Origin of the sequence: Paraburkholderia fungorum (genome assembly GCF_003610895.1) — a bacterium.
GTDB lineage: Bacteria > Pseudomonadota > Gammaproteobacteria > Burkholderiales > Burkholderiaceae > Paraburkholderia > Paraburkholderia fungorum_B.
Map to the genome: position 1 here is coordinate 55,219 of NZ_MCAS01000037.1, position 15,933 is coordinate 71,151.

20 protein-coding genes are annotated in these 15,933 nt (G+C 56.1%); 12 read left to right on the forward strand and 8 right to left on the reverse strand.

Annotated elements, in window-relative coordinates:
• Positions 1 to 215: 215 nt before the first annotated feature.
• The 3 genes from BCY88_RS40815 to BCY88_RS29205 are packed head-to-tail and all read right to left on the reverse strand — an operon-like array spanning position 216 to position 2,763.
• The gene (locus BCY88_RS40815; RefSeq protein WP_120347637.1) at positions 216 to 839 is read right to left on the reverse strand and encodes a plasmid partitioning protein RepB C-terminal domain-containing protein; all 624 of its coding nucleotides are present in this window, start codon (positions 837 to 839) and stop codon (positions 216 to 218) included.
• Positions 839 to 1,177, reverse strand: a complete 339-nt coding sequence (locus tag BCY88_RS39630) for a hypothetical protein (RefSeq protein WP_147408568.1) — start codon at positions 1,175 to 1,177, stop codon at positions 839 to 841. The genes BCY88_RS40815 and BCY88_RS39630 overlap by 1 nt, the downstream gene beginning before the upstream one ends.
• Complete coding sequence (locus BCY88_RS29205) at positions 1,174 to 2,763, reverse strand: recombinase family protein (RefSeq protein WP_259461545.1); 1,590 nt, start codon at positions 2,761 to 2,763, stop codon at positions 1,174 to 1,176. Before BCY88_RS29205 ends, BCY88_RS39630 begins: the two co-directional genes overlap by 4 nt.
• Before the next feature lie 345 nt (positions 2,764 to 3,108).
• On the opposite strand from BCY88_RS29205, the gene BCY88_RS29210 reads away from it, so the two are divergent.
• A complete protein-coding gene (locus BCY88_RS29210) occupies positions 3,109 to 4,440 on the forward strand; it encodes an ApeA N-terminal domain 1-containing protein (protein WP_120347638.1) in 1,332 nt (443 codons plus the stop codon).
• Positions 4,441 to 4,448: 8 nt separating this feature from the next.
• Here BCY88_RS29210 and BCY88_RS39635 read toward each other — a convergent pair whose 3' ends face one another.
• Positions 4,449 to 4,802 carry a hypothetical protein gene (locus tag BCY88_RS39635; protein WP_147408569.1) on the reverse strand — a complete coding sequence of 118 codons (354 nt, stop codon included), beginning with the start codon at positions 4,800 to 4,802 and terminating at the stop codon, positions 4,449 to 4,451.
• A gap of 158 nt (positions 4,803 to 4,960) precedes the next feature.
• Here BCY88_RS39635 and BCY88_RS29220 point away from each other — a divergent pair, with 158 nt between their 5' ends.
• The 7 genes from BCY88_RS29220 to BCY88_RS29250 all read left to right on the forward strand — a co-directional run bounded on the left by BCY88_RS29220 (position 4,961) and on the right by BCY88_RS29250 (position 10,519).
• Positions 4,961 to 5,350, forward strand: a complete 390-nt coding sequence (locus BCY88_RS29220) for a hypothetical protein (RefSeq protein ID WP_147408570.1) — start codon at positions 4,961 to 4,963, stop codon at positions 5,348 to 5,350.
• 21 nt (positions 5,351 to 5,371) lie between these two features.
• A complete protein-coding gene (locus BCY88_RS29225) occupies positions 5,372 to 5,791 on the forward strand; it encodes a hypothetical protein (protein WP_120347641.1) in 420 nt (139 codons plus the stop codon).
• 43 nt (positions 5,792 to 5,834) lie between these two features.
• Positions 5,835 to 6,845, forward strand: a complete 1,011-nt coding sequence (locus BCY88_RS29230; protein ID WP_120347642.1) for a helix-turn-helix transcriptional regulator — start codon at positions 5,835 to 5,837, stop codon at positions 6,843 to 6,845.
• Positions 6,846 to 6,922: 77 nt separating this feature from the next.
• Positions 6,923 to 7,219, forward strand: a complete 297-nt coding sequence (locus BCY88_RS29235) for a hypothetical protein (protein ID WP_120347643.1) — start codon at positions 6,923 to 6,925, stop codon at positions 7,217 to 7,219.
• Positions 7,220 to 7,297: 78 nt separating this feature from the next.
• A complete protein-coding gene (locus BCY88_RS29240) occupies positions 7,298 to 7,807 on the forward strand; it encodes an SMI1/KNR4 family protein (protein ID WP_120347644.1) in 510 nt (169 codons plus the stop codon).
• Positions 7,808 to 7,821: 14 nt separating this feature from the next.
• On the forward strand, positions 7,822 to 9,489 hold the full coding sequence (locus BCY88_RS29245) for an AI-2E family transporter (protein ID WP_120347645.1): 1,668 nt from the start codon (positions 7,822 to 7,824) through the stop codon (positions 9,487 to 9,489).
• Between the two features lie 10 nt (positions 9,490 to 9,499).
• Complete coding sequence (locus tag BCY88_RS29250; RefSeq protein WP_120347646.1) at positions 9,500 to 10,519, forward strand: hypothetical protein; 1,020 nt, start codon at positions 9,500 to 9,502, stop codon at positions 10,517 to 10,519.
• A gap of 208 nt (positions 10,520 to 10,727) precedes the next feature.
• On the opposite strand, the gene BCY88_RS29255 is transcribed toward BCY88_RS29250, so the two are convergent.
• Positions 10,728 to 11,054 carry an H-NS family nucleoid-associated regulatory protein gene (locus BCY88_RS29255; protein ID WP_120347647.1) on the reverse strand — a complete coding sequence of 109 codons (327 nt, stop codon included), beginning with the start codon at positions 11,052 to 11,054 and terminating at the stop codon, positions 10,728 to 10,730.
• 289 nt (positions 11,055 to 11,343) lie between these two features.
• Here BCY88_RS29255 and BCY88_RS29260 point away from each other — a divergent pair, with 289 nt between their 5' ends.
• The 4 genes from BCY88_RS29260 to BCY88_RS29275 all read left to right on the forward strand — a co-directional run bounded on the left by BCY88_RS29260 (position 11,344) and on the right by BCY88_RS29275 (position 13,436).
• Positions 11,344 to 11,562 (forward strand): hypothetical protein, encoded by a 219-nt coding sequence (locus BCY88_RS29260; RefSeq protein ID WP_259461546.1) that lies wholly within the window; start codon positions 11,344 to 11,346, stop codon positions 11,560 to 11,562.
• 87 nt (positions 11,563 to 11,649) lie between these two features.
• Positions 11,650 to 11,985 carry a hypothetical protein gene (locus tag BCY88_RS29265; protein ID WP_120347658.1) on the forward strand — a complete coding sequence of 112 codons (336 nt, stop codon included), beginning with the start codon at positions 11,650 to 11,652 and terminating at the stop codon, positions 11,983 to 11,985.
• A 93-nt stretch (positions 11,986 to 12,078) separates the two neighbouring features.
• Positions 12,079 to 12,582: a hypothetical protein gene (locus BCY88_RS29270; RefSeq protein ID WP_120347648.1), complete on the forward strand. Its 504-nt coding sequence runs from the start codon at positions 12,079 to 12,081 to the stop codon at positions 12,580 to 12,582.
• Positions 12,583 to 12,791: 209 nt separating this feature from the next.
• Positions 12,792 to 13,436 carry an H-NS family nucleoid-associated regulatory protein gene (locus BCY88_RS29275; protein ID WP_120347649.1) on the forward strand — a complete coding sequence of 215 codons (645 nt, stop codon included), beginning with the start codon at positions 12,792 to 12,794 and terminating at the stop codon, positions 13,434 to 13,436.
• A 68-nt stretch (positions 13,437 to 13,504) separates the two neighbouring features.
• Here BCY88_RS29275 and tnpC read toward each other — a convergent pair whose 3' ends face one another.
• The 3 genes from tnpC to tnpA are packed head-to-tail and all read right to left on the reverse strand — an operon-like array spanning position 13,505 to position 15,879.
• Positions 13,505 to 15,073, reverse strand: a complete 1,569-nt coding sequence (gene tnpC, locus BCY88_RS29280; RefSeq protein WP_120343769.1) for an IS66 family transposase — start codon at positions 15,071 to 15,073, stop codon at positions 13,505 to 13,507.
• A 30-nt stretch (positions 15,074 to 15,103) separates the two neighbouring features.
• Positions 15,104 to 15,448, reverse strand: a complete 345-nt coding sequence (tnpB, locus tag BCY88_RS29285) for an IS66 family insertion sequence element accessory protein TnpB (RefSeq protein ID WP_120343768.1) — start codon at positions 15,446 to 15,448, stop codon at positions 15,104 to 15,106.
• Positions 15,445 to 15,879 carry an IS66-like element accessory protein TnpA gene (gene tnpA, locus BCY88_RS29290; protein ID WP_183081312.1) on the reverse strand — a complete coding sequence of 145 codons (435 nt, stop codon included), beginning with the start codon at positions 15,877 to 15,879 and terminating at the stop codon, positions 15,445 to 15,447. Before tnpA ends, tnpB begins: the two co-directional genes overlap by 4 nt.
• Positions 15,880 to 15,933: the final 54 nt, after the last annotated feature.

Sequence of the window (15,933 nt, forward strand, 5' to 3'; positions counted from 1 at the left end):
ACTAACGGTGGTGGCGCTGACGTTATGCAGCGAGTCATGCTGTCGAGTCGCGCCCTGGAACTGGCCCGACAACTAGAGACGGCACCATTGCCCGTCTTTTCGCGGCAGATGGTTACCACGCTGTTTTGTGAGAACTTGAGGTTGGACTTCCGTTCGGAAACAGCGCGGAACATCTACCAGCACTGCTTGACCTACCTTGTTGGTACGCGGTGGTCTTAACGGGTCTGGATGCCTGCCGGTGGACGTCTACCTGATTTGCCTTTGCGCGATATTGCGGGGCTAGCAGCTGGGGAGTAAGGAAGCCGCATTGGGCGCCCTGCCTCGATTGCAAAGTCTGCCGTCTTCGCCAGGCGGTCGAGCACAATGGCGAACTCCTGGTGGTGCGAGTAGAGCCAGGCTGTAACCACTTCGTTCCGCATCCAGCCTCGCACGTAACTGGCTGCAAGTGCCAGGTGAAACAGGTCGTCGTAGTAGTGGGAGCGCAGCTCTGCCGCTTCGAGTTGTATCTGAACGAGCCCCTGTTCCATCCTGGCCAGTCGGCCTGCGCAATCCGGGTGTGACTGTCGGCCCCGCGCATCATCGGCCCTCTCACTTGATGGCGTCGCCGCCAGTAGGGCTCGAGCGAAATCTCCGCTGAGGTTGTCTACTGCGACCATCGTCCGGGCAGTTGCAACCTGGCGCGCCGGCGTCATCCTTGCGAGCGCTGCAACTGTCCGTTTCGGAAGCGTTTGCCTGACGACCAGGGCGAACGCTTCGGCACAAATCTCTGGCGGTCTCTCACACTCGGCTTGGGCCGCGTTTGTGCGGTGTATGAACCTAGCAGGTCGGGCTTGCGTCATCAGCGTCGCTCCATGAGCCTTTGACGAAGGAGCTTCGGCATCGAGGTAAACCCCTCGTCGCGTAACAGCGCAACGAAGGCCGGGTCCGACAGCAGCTCCAGCAGGACCTTTGTCGTCAGAGCTATCTCGCCGTGCGTGGCCTGCATATGTCTGATGACAGTCCGCTGCCGCGCACGTTCCAGCTTGAGAACGTCTTTGGCCTTTTCCTCTGGTGTCGTTTTTCTGCCGGCACGACGACGTTCAAGTTGGAGCTCTGCTGGCTTTGATTCACCGTTCTCCCCGTGCGGGTTTGGATTAATTCCAGAGGAGGTGGTGCCTGGTCGAAGTGGGCGCATCAAGAGAATCTCCCACAGGATGTCGTGCTCACCAATACTTCAAGGGGGACGCTCTCAACGAGGTCAAGCAAGGGTGTCAGATTCGGATGCACATAGGCTTTGAAATGTGCCTGGCCGTGCCGGTGGACTACCGTGTATGCCCCGGGAGCGAGACTTCCACGCGGGAAGATGTGGAAGTCGAGCAGTTCCGAACTCGCGCGCTCTATTCGGCCGTATATAAGAAAATCTATAGGGAAGCAATCAGGCCAGCGCGCGACCCAGTAAGGCATGTGACCGCCAATAAGCCAAGGGCTGCGAACAGCAAGCTTCAATCTCAACGAGCCGTCGATACACATCGCATCCGTGTGCTTTTCATATCGCACCTCGTGGCCCAGACTTTGCAAAACATCGATGGTTACATCAGCGACCCGCTTTTCCATGCGGCGCTCGACAGAGCGGTTTTCCGAGCGGGCGGGGTCCAGATTCGGCGCATAGCCTATTGCCCTGTATGCATCGTTCAGGCTTCCAAACTCATGCATTACCTGCTCGACGGACGGCGCGCTACGGTAATGCCTTAGCATCGCCTGGCTGAGTTTGCCGGCTCGTTTGATGACTTTGCGCAGACCGTCGGCAATCTCGTCTCTCGTGGGCCTACGCCGGGCTCGTTCCATTTTCTGCTGAACGGCGGTGAAGACGCGTTTGTCGACCACAGCCTCGAACGCGCCTGGAACGCGAATCCAGTCCTGCTCTGGAACCCGCTTCCATGGGCTGGCCAATTTTGAAGTGGTCCGGCTGTAGACGTTGGTGCCAATGTACGCTTCGTTGCGGAGGATGCTCAGGATGTTTTGGCCTTGCCACGGTCGCCCGAAGCCATTAGCAATCCCGAAGTCATTGAGACGCCGCGCTATTGCGGTCGCGGAAATTGGCTGCGTTGCGTACCACTCGAAGACTTTTCTAACTAACGCTGCTTCGCCTCCGGGCGCTGGCGCGATGATGACACGGTCAGTTTGAACACTCTTGTATTCGTACCTGTCGAGGGAGTGCCGAATGTGACGGTCTGAGTCGAGAAGGACGCGGTGTAATCCGTAGCCGGGAGGACCGCCCGTATGAAAACCGCGCTCAACATTGAGGCAGTGCCCCAGGAAAACCTTGCGGGACATCTCGCGACTGAACTCTGCGGCCATCGCCCGCTTCAGCGCCTTTAGAACCGACGTCGCCGGGCTTGCGTCGTTCTCGAAAGGTTCGGCAACATATACAACATCGACCCCCGCACGCCGGCAGGAATATTCATAGAATGCGGCTTCGTCAACGTCCTGAAATCTTCCCCACCGGCTGACGTCGTACACTAGCACCGTGGTGAATTTGCGCTTCGGGCTACCAACGTCCAATAGCAACTGAATGAGCGCCGGACGCTCTCGCAATGTCAAGCCACTTATGCCGGCGTCTTCGTACACACTGACAATGCGGATGTGATGGGCAAGCGCATAGGCTGCAATAGCCTGTCTCTGGAACACGGGGGAATATTCCTGATGGTCCGTCGACATGCGGATGTACTGCGCGGCACGGACAGGCACAGATGGACTTGCTCGTCGACTCCGTCCGGAAGGCATTTGACATGTCCGGTTGCAGCACAGGTCAGTGATAGTGTTTTTGCGGAGGAAGTCAAGGAGAGTCGTGTCGCGGAGTCACGAGACCGAAGCTGCAGGGAAGCAGTTGTGCCGGCAGCAAGTCGTTAGACCGAACCTATGTTGCGCGCGAGCGTGAGGATGGGGAAGTTGGCTTTTCGCAGCTCTGCGAATCATCGCCGCGAACATCGTTCGGCACAGGTCGAGCAGGTGTTGTCAGGTTACACAGTCTGGACGGACACGTCCGTCGCAGGTCGCAGACTTGTTTTAGACGTGTTATCAATCAGTAGCGAGTGGTCTACTTCTGCACCAGGAATCTAGGTTGAAACAATGAAAACGACTGGTTCATACCCCGAAGAACAAACACATACTGGGACGTTCCACCTCGAAGAAAGTGGGGAGAGTCACGAGGGCGTTCTGTCATTTGGCGGTGGCCACTGGGCACGCTTGAACTTCAAGAACGGGGCTCCGCGCATTCTGTCCGAGGGCGAACGAATTGAGCAAATCATCTTGCACACAGAGACTGGGCAGAGTTACACGCTCTGTAAATGCCAATTGTCTGGGTCTGTACTATACGCAGATTATGTATTCGAGGCTGACATAGGCACGCCGGAATTCGACCAGATTACGGTCCGATTTCATGAAATCTCGGAGTGGTTCTTACGTTGGCAACGCATCAACGGGAGCGTCGGTGACCAGCTCACTTGGACGAATATCTCAAAACCGATTTCAGTATCAGTGGTGACGGACGACGAGCGCTTCACTCTAACGAGCGCATATCGGGGAAGCATTCGGACATCAGGCGAGAAACGTGAGATTCACGAGCACGTCGACTTCAGCTTCGCGACGGGAGGCAAAAAGTTTTGTCTCCAAGACCTGAAAAGTAAGACGCATGAGCTTTCTTGTCTTCTTTCCATTCTTGTCGCGTACCCGACGACTATCAGCCATGTTCGCATCCCATATGGGGATGGACATCAATGCAAGGTGCATTTTGTGACATCCGCGCGTCCTGAAAGGAACTTAGAGGACTCTGGATTCTGGACGAATTTCTTCATCCAGAAGTCACAACTCGATGACCGTTGGCAAACCATTTTTGACCATTATTACCGGTCGCAATATCGGAAAGTCTGTTGGGTTCGCGTGGCTGGAATGCAGCAGTATGAGGGCTTCTGGGAGTATGAGGCGCTCGGGTATGTCACTCTTCTCGACAAATACGTTTCAATTCGTTCGAAAGGCGCTACGAAGCCTGCCCCAGTGCCTCCTGCTGCGACGAAACTCGCGGAATTCCGGCTCTTGGCAGGTAAGTCTATGCCCTCGGTCGACGAGGTCCAACTCGACAAGCTGGTCGAACTAGCCAGCCGTGCTTTCGCCAGTACACCATTCGCCTTCGCCGAGAAGTACGAGCTCGCCATAAAGGAAACAGACTCCGACGTCGTGAAAATCATTGCACTGTCAGCCACCGATTTTCATCAAATCAAGAAAATTCGTGACGCAATCGCCCACGGCGACGACCCCGGGTTGAAAGAGGGAGACTATACAAAGGTTAGCGACATCGTTGCGAAAATCAAACTGCTTCTGACTTATTGGGCTCTACTGGACTTTGGCCTGACTACGACGGACTTCCTTCAATACCTAAAGCCACACACAGTAGGCTGCGTTTAGCCGCACGACTAGACGACGTTCATTTGGCACGCGTCACCGGGACCGCAAAGTTCTTCGAAGTCACCCGAGAAAATCTGGATGAACTTAAGCAAACGAAAAGCGGTCGCGTATTCGGCTGCTTTATACGCGAAGACGACGGTTGGTGTAGATATTCTGAGCAGTACACAAAGACGTATAAGGCTTGGCAGGAAGCGCCAGGCCGCACCGTGCGGGTTGAAAGCGCGCAAGCGATTTTCGGGATTGACGACGATGGGGCGAGAGTTGTCGCGCATGCATACTTTGAAAACGAGGGGGACCTGCTGGAGATTCACCACATGTGGCTGATAGACCGCGCAGCGATTGTCGAGTAGCGGATGGCTCATAGGCGCTTCATAGTCCGGCCAACTCTTCGCAGGCACGCAACGGGTGAAACAGGGCTGAGCGGGTGTCCAGTAGTAAAATCGTCGAATGATAATGAGAACCTCGCGGACATAGACGCTGAAGAGAGCAACAGACCCGCGGGCTTATAGGGCTTTATGAAGTGAACAAGAAACTTGCCGGTATATCCATGGCCGTAGCGGTGCTCGCCGCATGCAGCAGCGTTGGACCGGGGTTCGCCAACCATCCCGCTGACTGTGCGATAGGTATCGCATGGGCGGACTGCTTGCCGGGGACAAGGGGATATGCGAACGGGGGCGGTAACCTGCACCGCAAAGAAGCGGCAGACTCCGCGAAGGCTCAAAACGACGCAATATCTGCGCAGTTCGAGGCCGTGCACAAGCAGTGTGAAGCCGATATGGCCGTGCATGACTTGGACCCTCTGCGCGACAAAATCCAATTTGAGCGCAAGTTCGACTCCCCGCCGCCGTTCCAGTATGCGTCGCTCGACTCGTTTCCCACTGCAGCTGACCGCCCTTTGATTGCGAAATGAGCGACGCTCCGTGACGCCTGCATGGAGCGCGAGCGTGCTGTCAATCCGATGGCACCGAATGCAACCCCGCTCGATGAGTCGTTCATCAAACAGGAGATGGCTTTCGGCCTCGAGGCCGAAGCGAAAGTCAGTGAGCTTGTGGTCAGCCTCTATCAGCAGAAGCTCACATATGGGGAATTCGCGCAGCGCCGGTATGCGATTGGCAAAGAGGCAGTCACTGCGGGTCGGCAGTATCAGGAGGCACGAATGTTACAGGACCAGGCGCGTCAGTTACAGGCTCAGCAGCTTGCCAACCAGCAGTTCGCCAACAGCATCAATGCTTGGGCGAACTATATGCAGGCGGTAAACGCTCGGCAACCACAGACAGTTCATTTGACGAGCCCGAGCGTCCACTGTACGTCGACGAGTTTGGGTAACACAGTCAATACGAACTGCAACTAGACGGCTCTCTTTGCGTGCACCTTCGCTAGCTGAGAGACAAACTATGCCCAAACGTTCCGATACCCTTAATACAACCATCCTCGCGCTGGAGTTGCTACGACGCGTTCCGAGAAATCGGAAAATTACGGCCTCGGAACTCCATGAACAGCTTCTGCACGCCGGGCATGACCGGGACCTGCGAACCATCCAACGCCAGTTGGAGGTGCTCTGCGAGCATTTCGACATTGAATGCGATGACCGGAGCAAGCCTTACGGATATTGTTGGAAGGCCCAATCGGGCGGCCTGTCCCTGCCCGTGCTCAGTGAGCAGGAATCGTTGTTACTGCTGTTGGCAGAAGAGCATCTGAATCATCTGCTGCCCGCTGGCGTCATGAAATCCATGGATGGTTTTTTCGAGCAGGCCAGAAGGAACTTCGGCCCCGCCGCTGCAGAAAAACCCAGTCAGCAATGGTTGAAGAAGGTTCGCGTCGTCAGCCCGACGCAGCCAACCCTGCCGCCAAAAATCGCAGACGGCGTGTTCGATGCCGTAAGCAATGCGCTCTACGCCAATCTCTGGCTCGAGGTTGAGTATCGGAATGCAGCGGGCAAGTCGAGGTCCGCTGAAGTGATGCCACTTGGCCTGGCGCAACAAAGCGTCCGGCTTTACCTCGTGTGTCGCTACAAGGGGTACGCTGACGAACGCATTTTGGCTTTGCATCGCATCATCGCGGCCAACGTCACCACACGCACTTTCGAACGGCCGACTGAGTTCAACCTGGAGCAGTACGAGGCTGACGGCAAGTTTGGGTTCGGCAGCGGGAAGCGAGTTCGTTTGAGTTTCTGCATCGACCCGGAGACCGGCCTTCAACTGCTTGAGTCGCCCCTGACGACTGACCAAACAGTCGTTGCCTTTGCCGACAGGCTGGAAGTGACCGCCGTCGTCGTGGAGACGGTGCAGCTGCATCGCTGGCTACTTGGCTTTGGCAACAAAGTCTGGGGTGTCGCGCTCGAGGACGTTGGCGGAGATGATGCCGAAGGGGGGGAGCCGGACGCGCTGCGACACATTTTGTCGTAGCGCTGACTATTATGCCCCGTGGGTAGTCACTGCTGAATCGCAGTGAGCAGTTCCAAGTCCCGATAACAGGGGAGGCTATGGGTAAGCTGATTGTTTTCCTGATTCTTGGATTCATGGCGTATGCAGTGCTGAAGCAGCTGTTAAGGGTTGTGCACTTCTTCGAGCCGAGCCAGCAACAGCAGACGCGCTCGCCTGAGCCGGGAACGGTGAGCGTGGCAACACCGGATGTCGTGCCGGCAAAGGTAGAAGGTGGTCTGGACTGGGCCGAAGAAATTAAGCGCACATACGACCTTTTTAAAACTGGTGCCCTCACAGAAGAAGAGTTTGAGCAGGTAAAGGTTCAATTGCTCGCAAGGGTGGGCGCTGAGGACTAAGGCAGAGGCGTAGGGAGGGCCTCAAGTAGTCTGTGCAATTGTCGATATTCAGTACATATTCTCGAGGTAGAAAAGCTGATGACACAAGACTGGAAACGCCTTGAAGCTTGGCTGCTTGTGAACGAAGCAAAGACATTAGCCGAGTTAAATCCGCCCGCCACGACTACGGAAATAGAGGAGATGAAGCGAAAGCTCGGCTACGGATTGCCGTCGGGCTACCTTGAGTGCCTCAAAGTACATGCAGGGCAACAAGGAAAAGCGAAGTGGTTGTTCGATGGAAAGGAGTTTCTGTCCGTCCGAAACGTCGTGCTCAGTTGGGAGGCATGGAACGATTTGGTGGAGGGTGGCGACTTTGACGATATGAAGGCTAAGCCGAATGAGGGAATTCAGCCGGTCTGGTGGTCGCGGTCGTGGATTCCCTTTGCTACTAACGGAGGCGGGGACTTCCTGTGTCTCGACATGGCGCCCGCTTCAGCCGGGCGACTCGGGCAAGTTATCGAAGTTTTCCACGATTTTCCAGATAGAAAGCTGGTCGCACCTGATTTCGATAGTTGGTTCACGAAATTCGTTGACAGCAAATTAGGCTAAGGCGGGGCGCGTAAATGGAACAAAGTATTTTGGAGCTTCGTGAGCAACGTCTGCAAAAGCTCTTTGCTGACTGCCAACGTGAGGTTCTCTCTCAAATTATTGGACCGTTTGGCCTGTCGACAGCGATGTTCGAGGACAAGAACGGTGGCAACGTCACGACGCTGCGTAATTTCGAGCGAACTGACGATGATTTTGTTGCGACCGAGTCGGACAAGGCGCTTCACGCAAACTCGCGTAGAGAGTACAACGTGGATGTTCGGTCTGAATATGAAATCAAGACCGACGGAGCTGCAAAGGCCGCAGGCGGAAGAACTTGGGAGCAGAAGCGTACCGAAAAAATTGCACGCGGCAAGGATGAATACAGCGGACAAGCGGTCTCGGCCGATGGGACCATTGAACTGAGGGATGGTCGCGTCGTTCGCGCCGAGCTGGACCATGTGGGTTCCGTTGGCGAGTTCCACAGTAATAAAAAGGCACATCTCGGTCTCGGAGATGTGAATCGAGACGAGCAAACTGGTGAACTGAAAGTAGACCCTAGTCGTATGAGGGCGGCGGTCAACGATGACAAGAACCTCGCCCTGACGAATCAGCCACTGAACGGCTCCAAAAGTGACCACGACTTAGAAGAGTGGGCCGCTCGTGAAAGAGCTGATGGTACGACCAATGCCGAGAAGTTTGAGATTGACGAAAAGTTGATGACCGAGAAGTCTCAGACGGCCAAAAAACATTTGGATAGCACCGTGGACCGAGCGGTATTAAAGAAGCAGACCGCTGAGATTCTTCACACCGGAGGAAGTCAGGCGCTGAAAATGGGCCTTCGGCAAGCAATGGGTGTGCTTCTGACTGAACTGGTCAACGGTCTGTTCAACGAAATCAAAACTCTCATCAAGCATGGCATCGAGGCAGGAAAATCACTCTTTGAAGAGATTCGTGACCGGCTGTTCAAGGCGATTCAATCGGTGGCAAAGAAAATCCCCGATGCTGCAGCACAGCTGTTCCACGGCGGCGTCAGTGGTTTCATGAGCAACTTGCTGACTTTTGTGCTCAACAGTTTCTTGTCGACGGGCAAGCGCTTCGTTACCGCCATCCGAGAAGGATTGATTGGCTTGTTTCGCGCTTTCAAGATGATTCTGTTTCCTCCCAAGCACCTCACCGGTGACGAAGCGTTGCAAGAGGGCCTAAAGATTCTGACTGCTGTCGTCATTAGTTCTGTGGGCATCGTTCTGGCCGAGTCGGTCGCGACGTTCATGGCAAGTGTGCCGTTCCTTAAGGTTATCGCGGACGTCGTGGCACCTGCTGTTATGGGGATTCTCACCGGTTTGATGACGGCTTTCTTGTCTTATCAGATTGATTGTATGTTCGACCGGTATCGGCATTCACTGAACGAGAAGCTTCTCGATGAAATCATCGCCGACGCGAAACACCAAGGAACGTTTGCCAACGAATTGACCACGCTGGCGGAAAATTCATTCAGTAATGTCGAGAGCTTTGCCGAGTCTGTGAGCATCTATCAAAACATTGGTGACACACTGGGCGCAGCAGGAAGGACCAGTGCGAATTCACTTGCTATTCTTGGGCACTCTATTGCCGAGACACGTGAACAGATTCGAAAAAGTACGAATATGATTGCTTTCGTCAACGAGAGCCAGACCTCAATCGACGAATTTTTTAAGACCAACTAGCCTCAGAAAAATGAATCAGAGTACGCACGAACAGCAGGTTGTCCAAGCTTTCTCGGCTATATCCATTCCCGAGCAGATTTTCCGGGATAGCAACATCCGGGAATTGATTGATGGCATGGTTGCTGAGACAAAGTCGGTCAAGGATGAAAGCGGCCGGCTGGCGCGGCTTCGTCAGGAAAAGAAGGACGGAAACTTCTTTTCCAACATGTGGAACGACCGAGATGAGAAGGTTGCAGGCGCTCAGCTCGACCTCAACCAGGCTATGGGCCGGTTGACGCAAAGGTCCGCACAACTTCTTGTTGTAAATACCGCCATTTCAAAGGTACTGAGTGACCAGCAGACAGTCCTGCTAAAACAACAGAGTCTGTTGGAAGAACAAGCAAATCAGTTGAAGCTGCAGAACGAAAAAATCCTTGAGCAACAGGTCCAGCTTGCAGAGACACAAAAGGGGTTAAATGCCGCCAACCAGGGGTTGATGGAGGCAAAGGGTGTCACGACAGAACAGGCTGTCAAGCTGATTGGATGCGTCACTAGGGTTGAGCAGGCAGAGAGCAAGATTGACGCAGCCAATGAGGCACTGCGTTCTGCTCTCAAAAATGATGTGCAGGGCGTGGTGGCGCAATGCGACGAGCTTGTTAGTGGGGTGCTCGTCGAGCTTCGTTCATCTCAACAGGATTTTGAGCAACGCCAAAACGAAACCACACATACATGGAGCACCCGGGTTCAGGACGCCTTGGGGCAACTGGCGACTAACTCGGAAGCCTTTCGTTCAGATGTGACTGCCGAGTTGCAAACGCACATTCAGGCAACGTCGACCGCATTGGCGGCTCACGATGTGGTCGCCACACAGGCAGCATTGGTGGCAAGTCAGGTAGAAACAAAACAGAACGTACTGGAAACTGCCGTTGCGAGTTTACGTGCCCAGCAAGCAAAGACTGCTCAGCAGAACCGGATTGCGTTTGCCATCGTGGCCTGCGTGGCGGCTCTCTCCTTGGGTTGGCAGGTGGTGCACCACTTTTTTGCCGCATAAGGTGATGTGCTGCGTACAGAGCGTGTTACCCAGGCCGTCGTGCGCGGGCCAGCCGACGACACGCTCAACAGAATCGCCACCGAGCCGGTCGTGAAGCTGCGCTGCTTGGTAACGGTCGATTGGTCGAAGCGGGAACACGACCGCGAGAGATGTTGCGTACGAGGTCACGTAGCCATACGACGAGTATGAAACAGCGATTACATGGCGCTTACGACGGCCGAACTGTCGCCAGTCGCGTGCCAACGAACGGGTCCCGACTCCAGTCAATTTCCGGACTTCTGCGGCTACCCAACGTTGATGATTTCCCAACGGCAAAGTGCGACAGTGACTGCCCAGCGCTCGTGGCTTGCCTCAGCCAATGGGGCATATCGCCCTTGCCATCCCAGGTGTCGCCGAAAGCACTGCGGTATCGTGCCGATTTTTGACGCGCTCTTTCTTCAGAAATTGCCGCCGCGACGTCGCCCACCTTGATGCCAACCTTAGCCATCTTGCGGCGTAGGTACGCAATCATACTTTGGCGCTTTTGCTCATCCATTTCGGTTTCCCCTTCGAAATTGCAGCCTCGTAGCCGTCTCGCGTCGTCTCGCCGACGCGCCCTGCCACCAGATGATTCGGACATTCGAAGTATCCTGTCGAGAAAGGCTGCAGTCGATGTGCGATTCCAGAAAACACTGTTGCAGCCAGATTGACAAGACCGGCTGGCTCGTCCGTTTCAGCGCGGAATGCCTCGGCTGCGCTAGACTGGTTTGAGCAACCGGAAGGAGACGTGGATGATACGCAAGACGCTCAATGCCTCGCAGCTTTAGCGGGAGGTCAATCGGCGAATCCATCGCCTGCAGGAAATCGTCGAGGATGGCGTGAAGATTCGTGTGCCGCGGCCGCAGGTGCAAGAGGCTGACAAGACAGGCTGCAACTGGACCATGACCCATTTTGGCAACGCTGTCGGCTTCGAGCGTGACATCGAGGGTGTGCTCAAGGCCATGCGTGCCGAATACAACCTCAATACCGAAGCGAAAGACACCGGCAACCCGTTTGGAGACTAACCCCGAAAGACAGCGATTCTTTGTTCGTCTTTGATGGCGTGGGCACTGATGCTCCGCTTACACGCCCCTATGCCACCGGAGCTAAAAATGATGGACAACATCGAGTTAGCAGGTAGCCCGGAACACGTTCCGGAATCGCTGCGCTCGCTTGCCGTATATCCGGAGAGGTCGCTTGATAAGGTCACAAGCATTCTGATGATGCGGCACACCGCTGACGCTTGCACTTTGTATCTGGGCGACCCAGAGGGTTCGCGGGAAGACCTGAAGCAGATTGGTACGATTACAATCCCAGCGGCAAACGGAATCCTTGAATCGACTTCGTCGGGAGCGAACACGGTGCAGGTTGACGGTCAGGTCTATCGTTTCGTCCGAAGCTTCACGCAGGTTGGCGATTTGGCGGCTGTCGTCTTTTCAACAAAGTAGGCCCCACGGCTCATTCCGCTGCCAACGGTTCAGCGACTCAGCCACATTGACCAAAAAGCCGTGGTCGAATCAGGCATCGGCAGACAGATATAAATGGATATTTTTTACTACTGGCAAAAACTTGAGCGAAATCTCAAGAACGGTGAAGTCGGCTACTTTGGCTCCAACAATTCGAAAATCGTGCAACTTGTGGAGCGATTGCCAAAGCGCATCTGGGTATTCAAAACCCCTAAGGGAATGAAAGGGTCTATCCAGTTGGTCGGCTCGTTGCTCATCAGCGATGAGCCCCGCGTTGCGGTAAATACGGAATACCGATACGTCATTTACTATGACCCGTTCTCTCCTGAATCCGTGATTTACACGGACTCCAATACCCAGGAGCGCATCCAGGAAGTCTCTAGCTTCTTCCAGTATCGATTTCACTCCGCGTTCAATGCCAACTTCAACGGTGATGCTGGCGTGCAGGCTATGGAATCGAATGTAGTTCGCGGGCTTGAATCGCTGGTTACCGATTGGGGCACATGCCAGATACTTGAGCGCGTTAAGGACCGCACGAAGGTCCAACCCATCAATCCGTTCGCGCACCGTTCAACGTGACATCACAAACGTAGCCACCGCGCAGCCCGCTATAGAGAACATTCCGACCGATTAGTCGACACTCAAACCACTCGGTAGGGGACGCCACGACGTCGAGGGCGGCTCTTCCGCAGCGGACTACCAGCAGTCTTCCATCGCACAAATAATGCTCTAGCCTTCTTCCGCTCGGCCGTGGCATATTGCGGCCACAAACATATGGAGGTCACCTGATGGCAACAACTTTGGAAGCAGTCCAGGCGAAGATGAAGAAACTGCAGGCCCAAGCGGATGCGCTGATTGCAAAGCAATCGTCGGGCGTCATCGAAAAGATTCGCGAGTTGATGGCAAAGCACGGCCTGACCACTGCCGACATTGACGCGCACTCTGACGGCAAGCGGAGCGCCGCGAAGACAGTTGTTGTTAAGACCACAAGCAAAGGCAGTGTTGCTGCGGCCAAGTATCGCGACCCGAAGAGCGGTGCAACCTGGACCGGACACGGCCGGGCACCAGGTTGGATTGCCGCCGCGAAGAACCGAGACAAATACTTGGTTGAGGGAAGTACGGCGACAACGAAACCGGGTTTTGTCAACAAAACGGAGACTGCTGGCAACTATGTCCGCGGTCCGCAGCCAGCGATGTATCAGGACCCCAAATCTGGCGCCACATGGAGCGGTCGTGGGCGCGCTCCGGCGTGGTTGGCTGGCGCCAAAGACCGAAGCAAATTCCTGATTGCAGGGGGCGCTGAAGCAACTGCTGCGACGAACGCAGGTGTTGTGAGCAAGGCGAAGGCTGCGGTGAAGAAGGCCTCCAAGGCAGTTGGTGCGACCTCTACCAAGGGTCAGCCGAAAGGTCCGCAGCCGGCCAAGTATCGGTAAGCGGCTCACGCATGCCGTTCGTCCACGCGCGTGCACGTGAGGCATGATGGTGATCCGGACTTGCACTGTCAGATAGCGGGTGTCGGCGGACTGGCTGGCGGCTGCAGCTTGTCGGCCACGTGCCACGGTAGAAGCTCGTCGATGCGATTGATTTTGTGATCTGCGATGTGAGTTAGCACGTGGTCCAGATAGGCGCGCGGATCGATGTCGTTCAGTGCGCAGGTGCCGATTAGCGCGTACATCGCGGCTGCCCGTTCACCACCGCTGTCGGAGCCGGCGAATAAAAAGTTTTTCCGGCCCAGGCTTACACAACGCAACGCGTTTTCCGCGATGTTATTGTCGATCTCGAGCGTACCGTCTTCGCAATATAGCGTCAGGGCGCGCCACTGGTTAAGCGAGTAGTTGATCGCCTTGGCAGTGTCGGACTTCGACGACAACGTTTCGAGCTTGGCCTTGAGCCACGCTTCATAGATTTGAAGCAGTGGCCTGGCTTTCTCCTGCCGTATTCGTAGCCGTTCGGCCGCAGGCTTGCCGCGAATGGAGGCCTCGATGTCGTATAGCGCGCCAATGTATTCAAGTGCCTTTTGCGTCGTGTCGGACGGCGTGCGCACGTGGATGTCGTAGAACTTTCTCCTCGCGTGAGCATGACATGCCGCTTCAAGTACGGAGCCACCCAGGAACAGCTCATCGAAGCCCGCGTAAGCGTCCGCCTGCAGGGTCCCCCTGAAGCCGGCGAGATGAGTCTGAGGGTGGATGCCTTGCCTGTTCGGCGAGTATGCGAACCATACCGCAGCGGGTTGCGTCGACCCCGAGCGACGATCGTCGCGCACATAGACCCATAGCCGACCGGTGCGGGTCTTCCTGTTGCCCGGCGAGAGCACCGGGATTGGCGTGTCGTCCGCATGCAGCTTGGCGGCCGACACCGTATAGCGGCGCAGCGCCTCAATCAGCGGCGCGCACAACGCTTCGCATTGGCCGACCCAGCGACCCATGCTGGCCCGGTCGAGTGTCACGCCGTCGCGCGCCGCGATCGCCGATTGCCGATATAACGGCTGATGGTCTGCGTATTTCGAAACGAGGATGTCCGCCAGCAAGCTTGGATGGGCGATGCTCCGCTCGATCGGAAGGCCGGGCATCGGCGGCTGCCTGATGGTGCTGCAGCATGAGCAAACGAATTTGCGCCGGATCGTGCGAACGACTTTGAACGCCGCTGCGACCCGGGCGAGTTGCTCGGACACGTCCTCGCCGAGCACCTGCATCTGTTGACCGCAGTGCGGGCAACTCGATTCGGGCTCAAGCACATGATCCTCGCGCGAGAGGTGCGCAGGTAGCGCTTGTCTCGAAGCCGCTTCGTCCGTCGTTGCATTGGAGGAGGAAGCGTTTGCGCCTCGAGCTTGCGCACGCTCCACGTCTGCAACGCCCCGGCCGGCGGCCAGATCCTCGAGTTGGGTCTCGAGGGTCTCGATCTGCCGCTGCAACTGTTCGGACTTGCGGCCGAACTGCATGCGCCGAAGTTTGTCGATCTGCGCCTTAAGCTGCTCGATCTCGACATCGCGTTCAGCAAGCAGACTACGGGCCTCGACCAGCAAGGCCTTCAACAATTCGACATCGTCTGGAAGATCGGCGCCGTTCGACATACGCCGTAGTTTACGGGTCTGCCGCGCGGTTTACAACATCGATAACGCGGCGGTGCGACGGGGTTGTCGCCAATCGATGCCCTCGAGAAGCATCGACAGTTGTGCTGAACTCAGATGGACCTTCCCGCCGTCGGCCTGGGGCCAGATAAAACGGCCCCGCTCAAGCCGCTTCGCGAGAAGCCAGATTCCGTCCTCCGTTGCCCAGAGGATTTTTACGAGGTCGCCTCGGCGGCCCCGGAAGATGAAGACGTTGCCGCCCAGTGGATTCTCTTCAAGCGCCGTTTGTACCTTTGCGGCCAGCCCCTGGAACCCACACCGCATGTCGGTCACGCCCGCAGCGATCCAGATGCGCGTACCAACCGGCAGAGAGATCATGATCGCAGACTGCCCAGCACGGTACGCAGCATGTCAGCGTCGACCAGGCCGTCTACCTTAACCACCGCACGGCCGATGCGGATCTCGATCGTACCCCCAGGAGACGCCGGCTTCATCTCTGGCGCTTGCGGAACGCCCGAAGATGACGCAACGACCTGCGTCGGCGCGTCACTCAGCAGTACGACCGGGAGGAGGCTGGTAGACGGAGCTTGCTGCTCGGCAAGATATCGCCGCCGCCAGGTGTACAGCATGTTCGCGTTGATGCCATTCTCGCGGGCCAGTCTCGCGACCGAGACGCCCGGCTCGCACGCTGCCGCCGCCAGCCGGTCCCGAAGCTCTCGTGGGTAATTCGGACGGCCTGCTCGACTACCCGGCTTCTTCTCTGGAGACTCTGACAAAGTGGTGTCCATCAAATCGAAAATGATGGACATCACTTTGCTGTGTATCGCAGTAACCGCCTAGGACGGCCGGGACGAGCCCCTTAC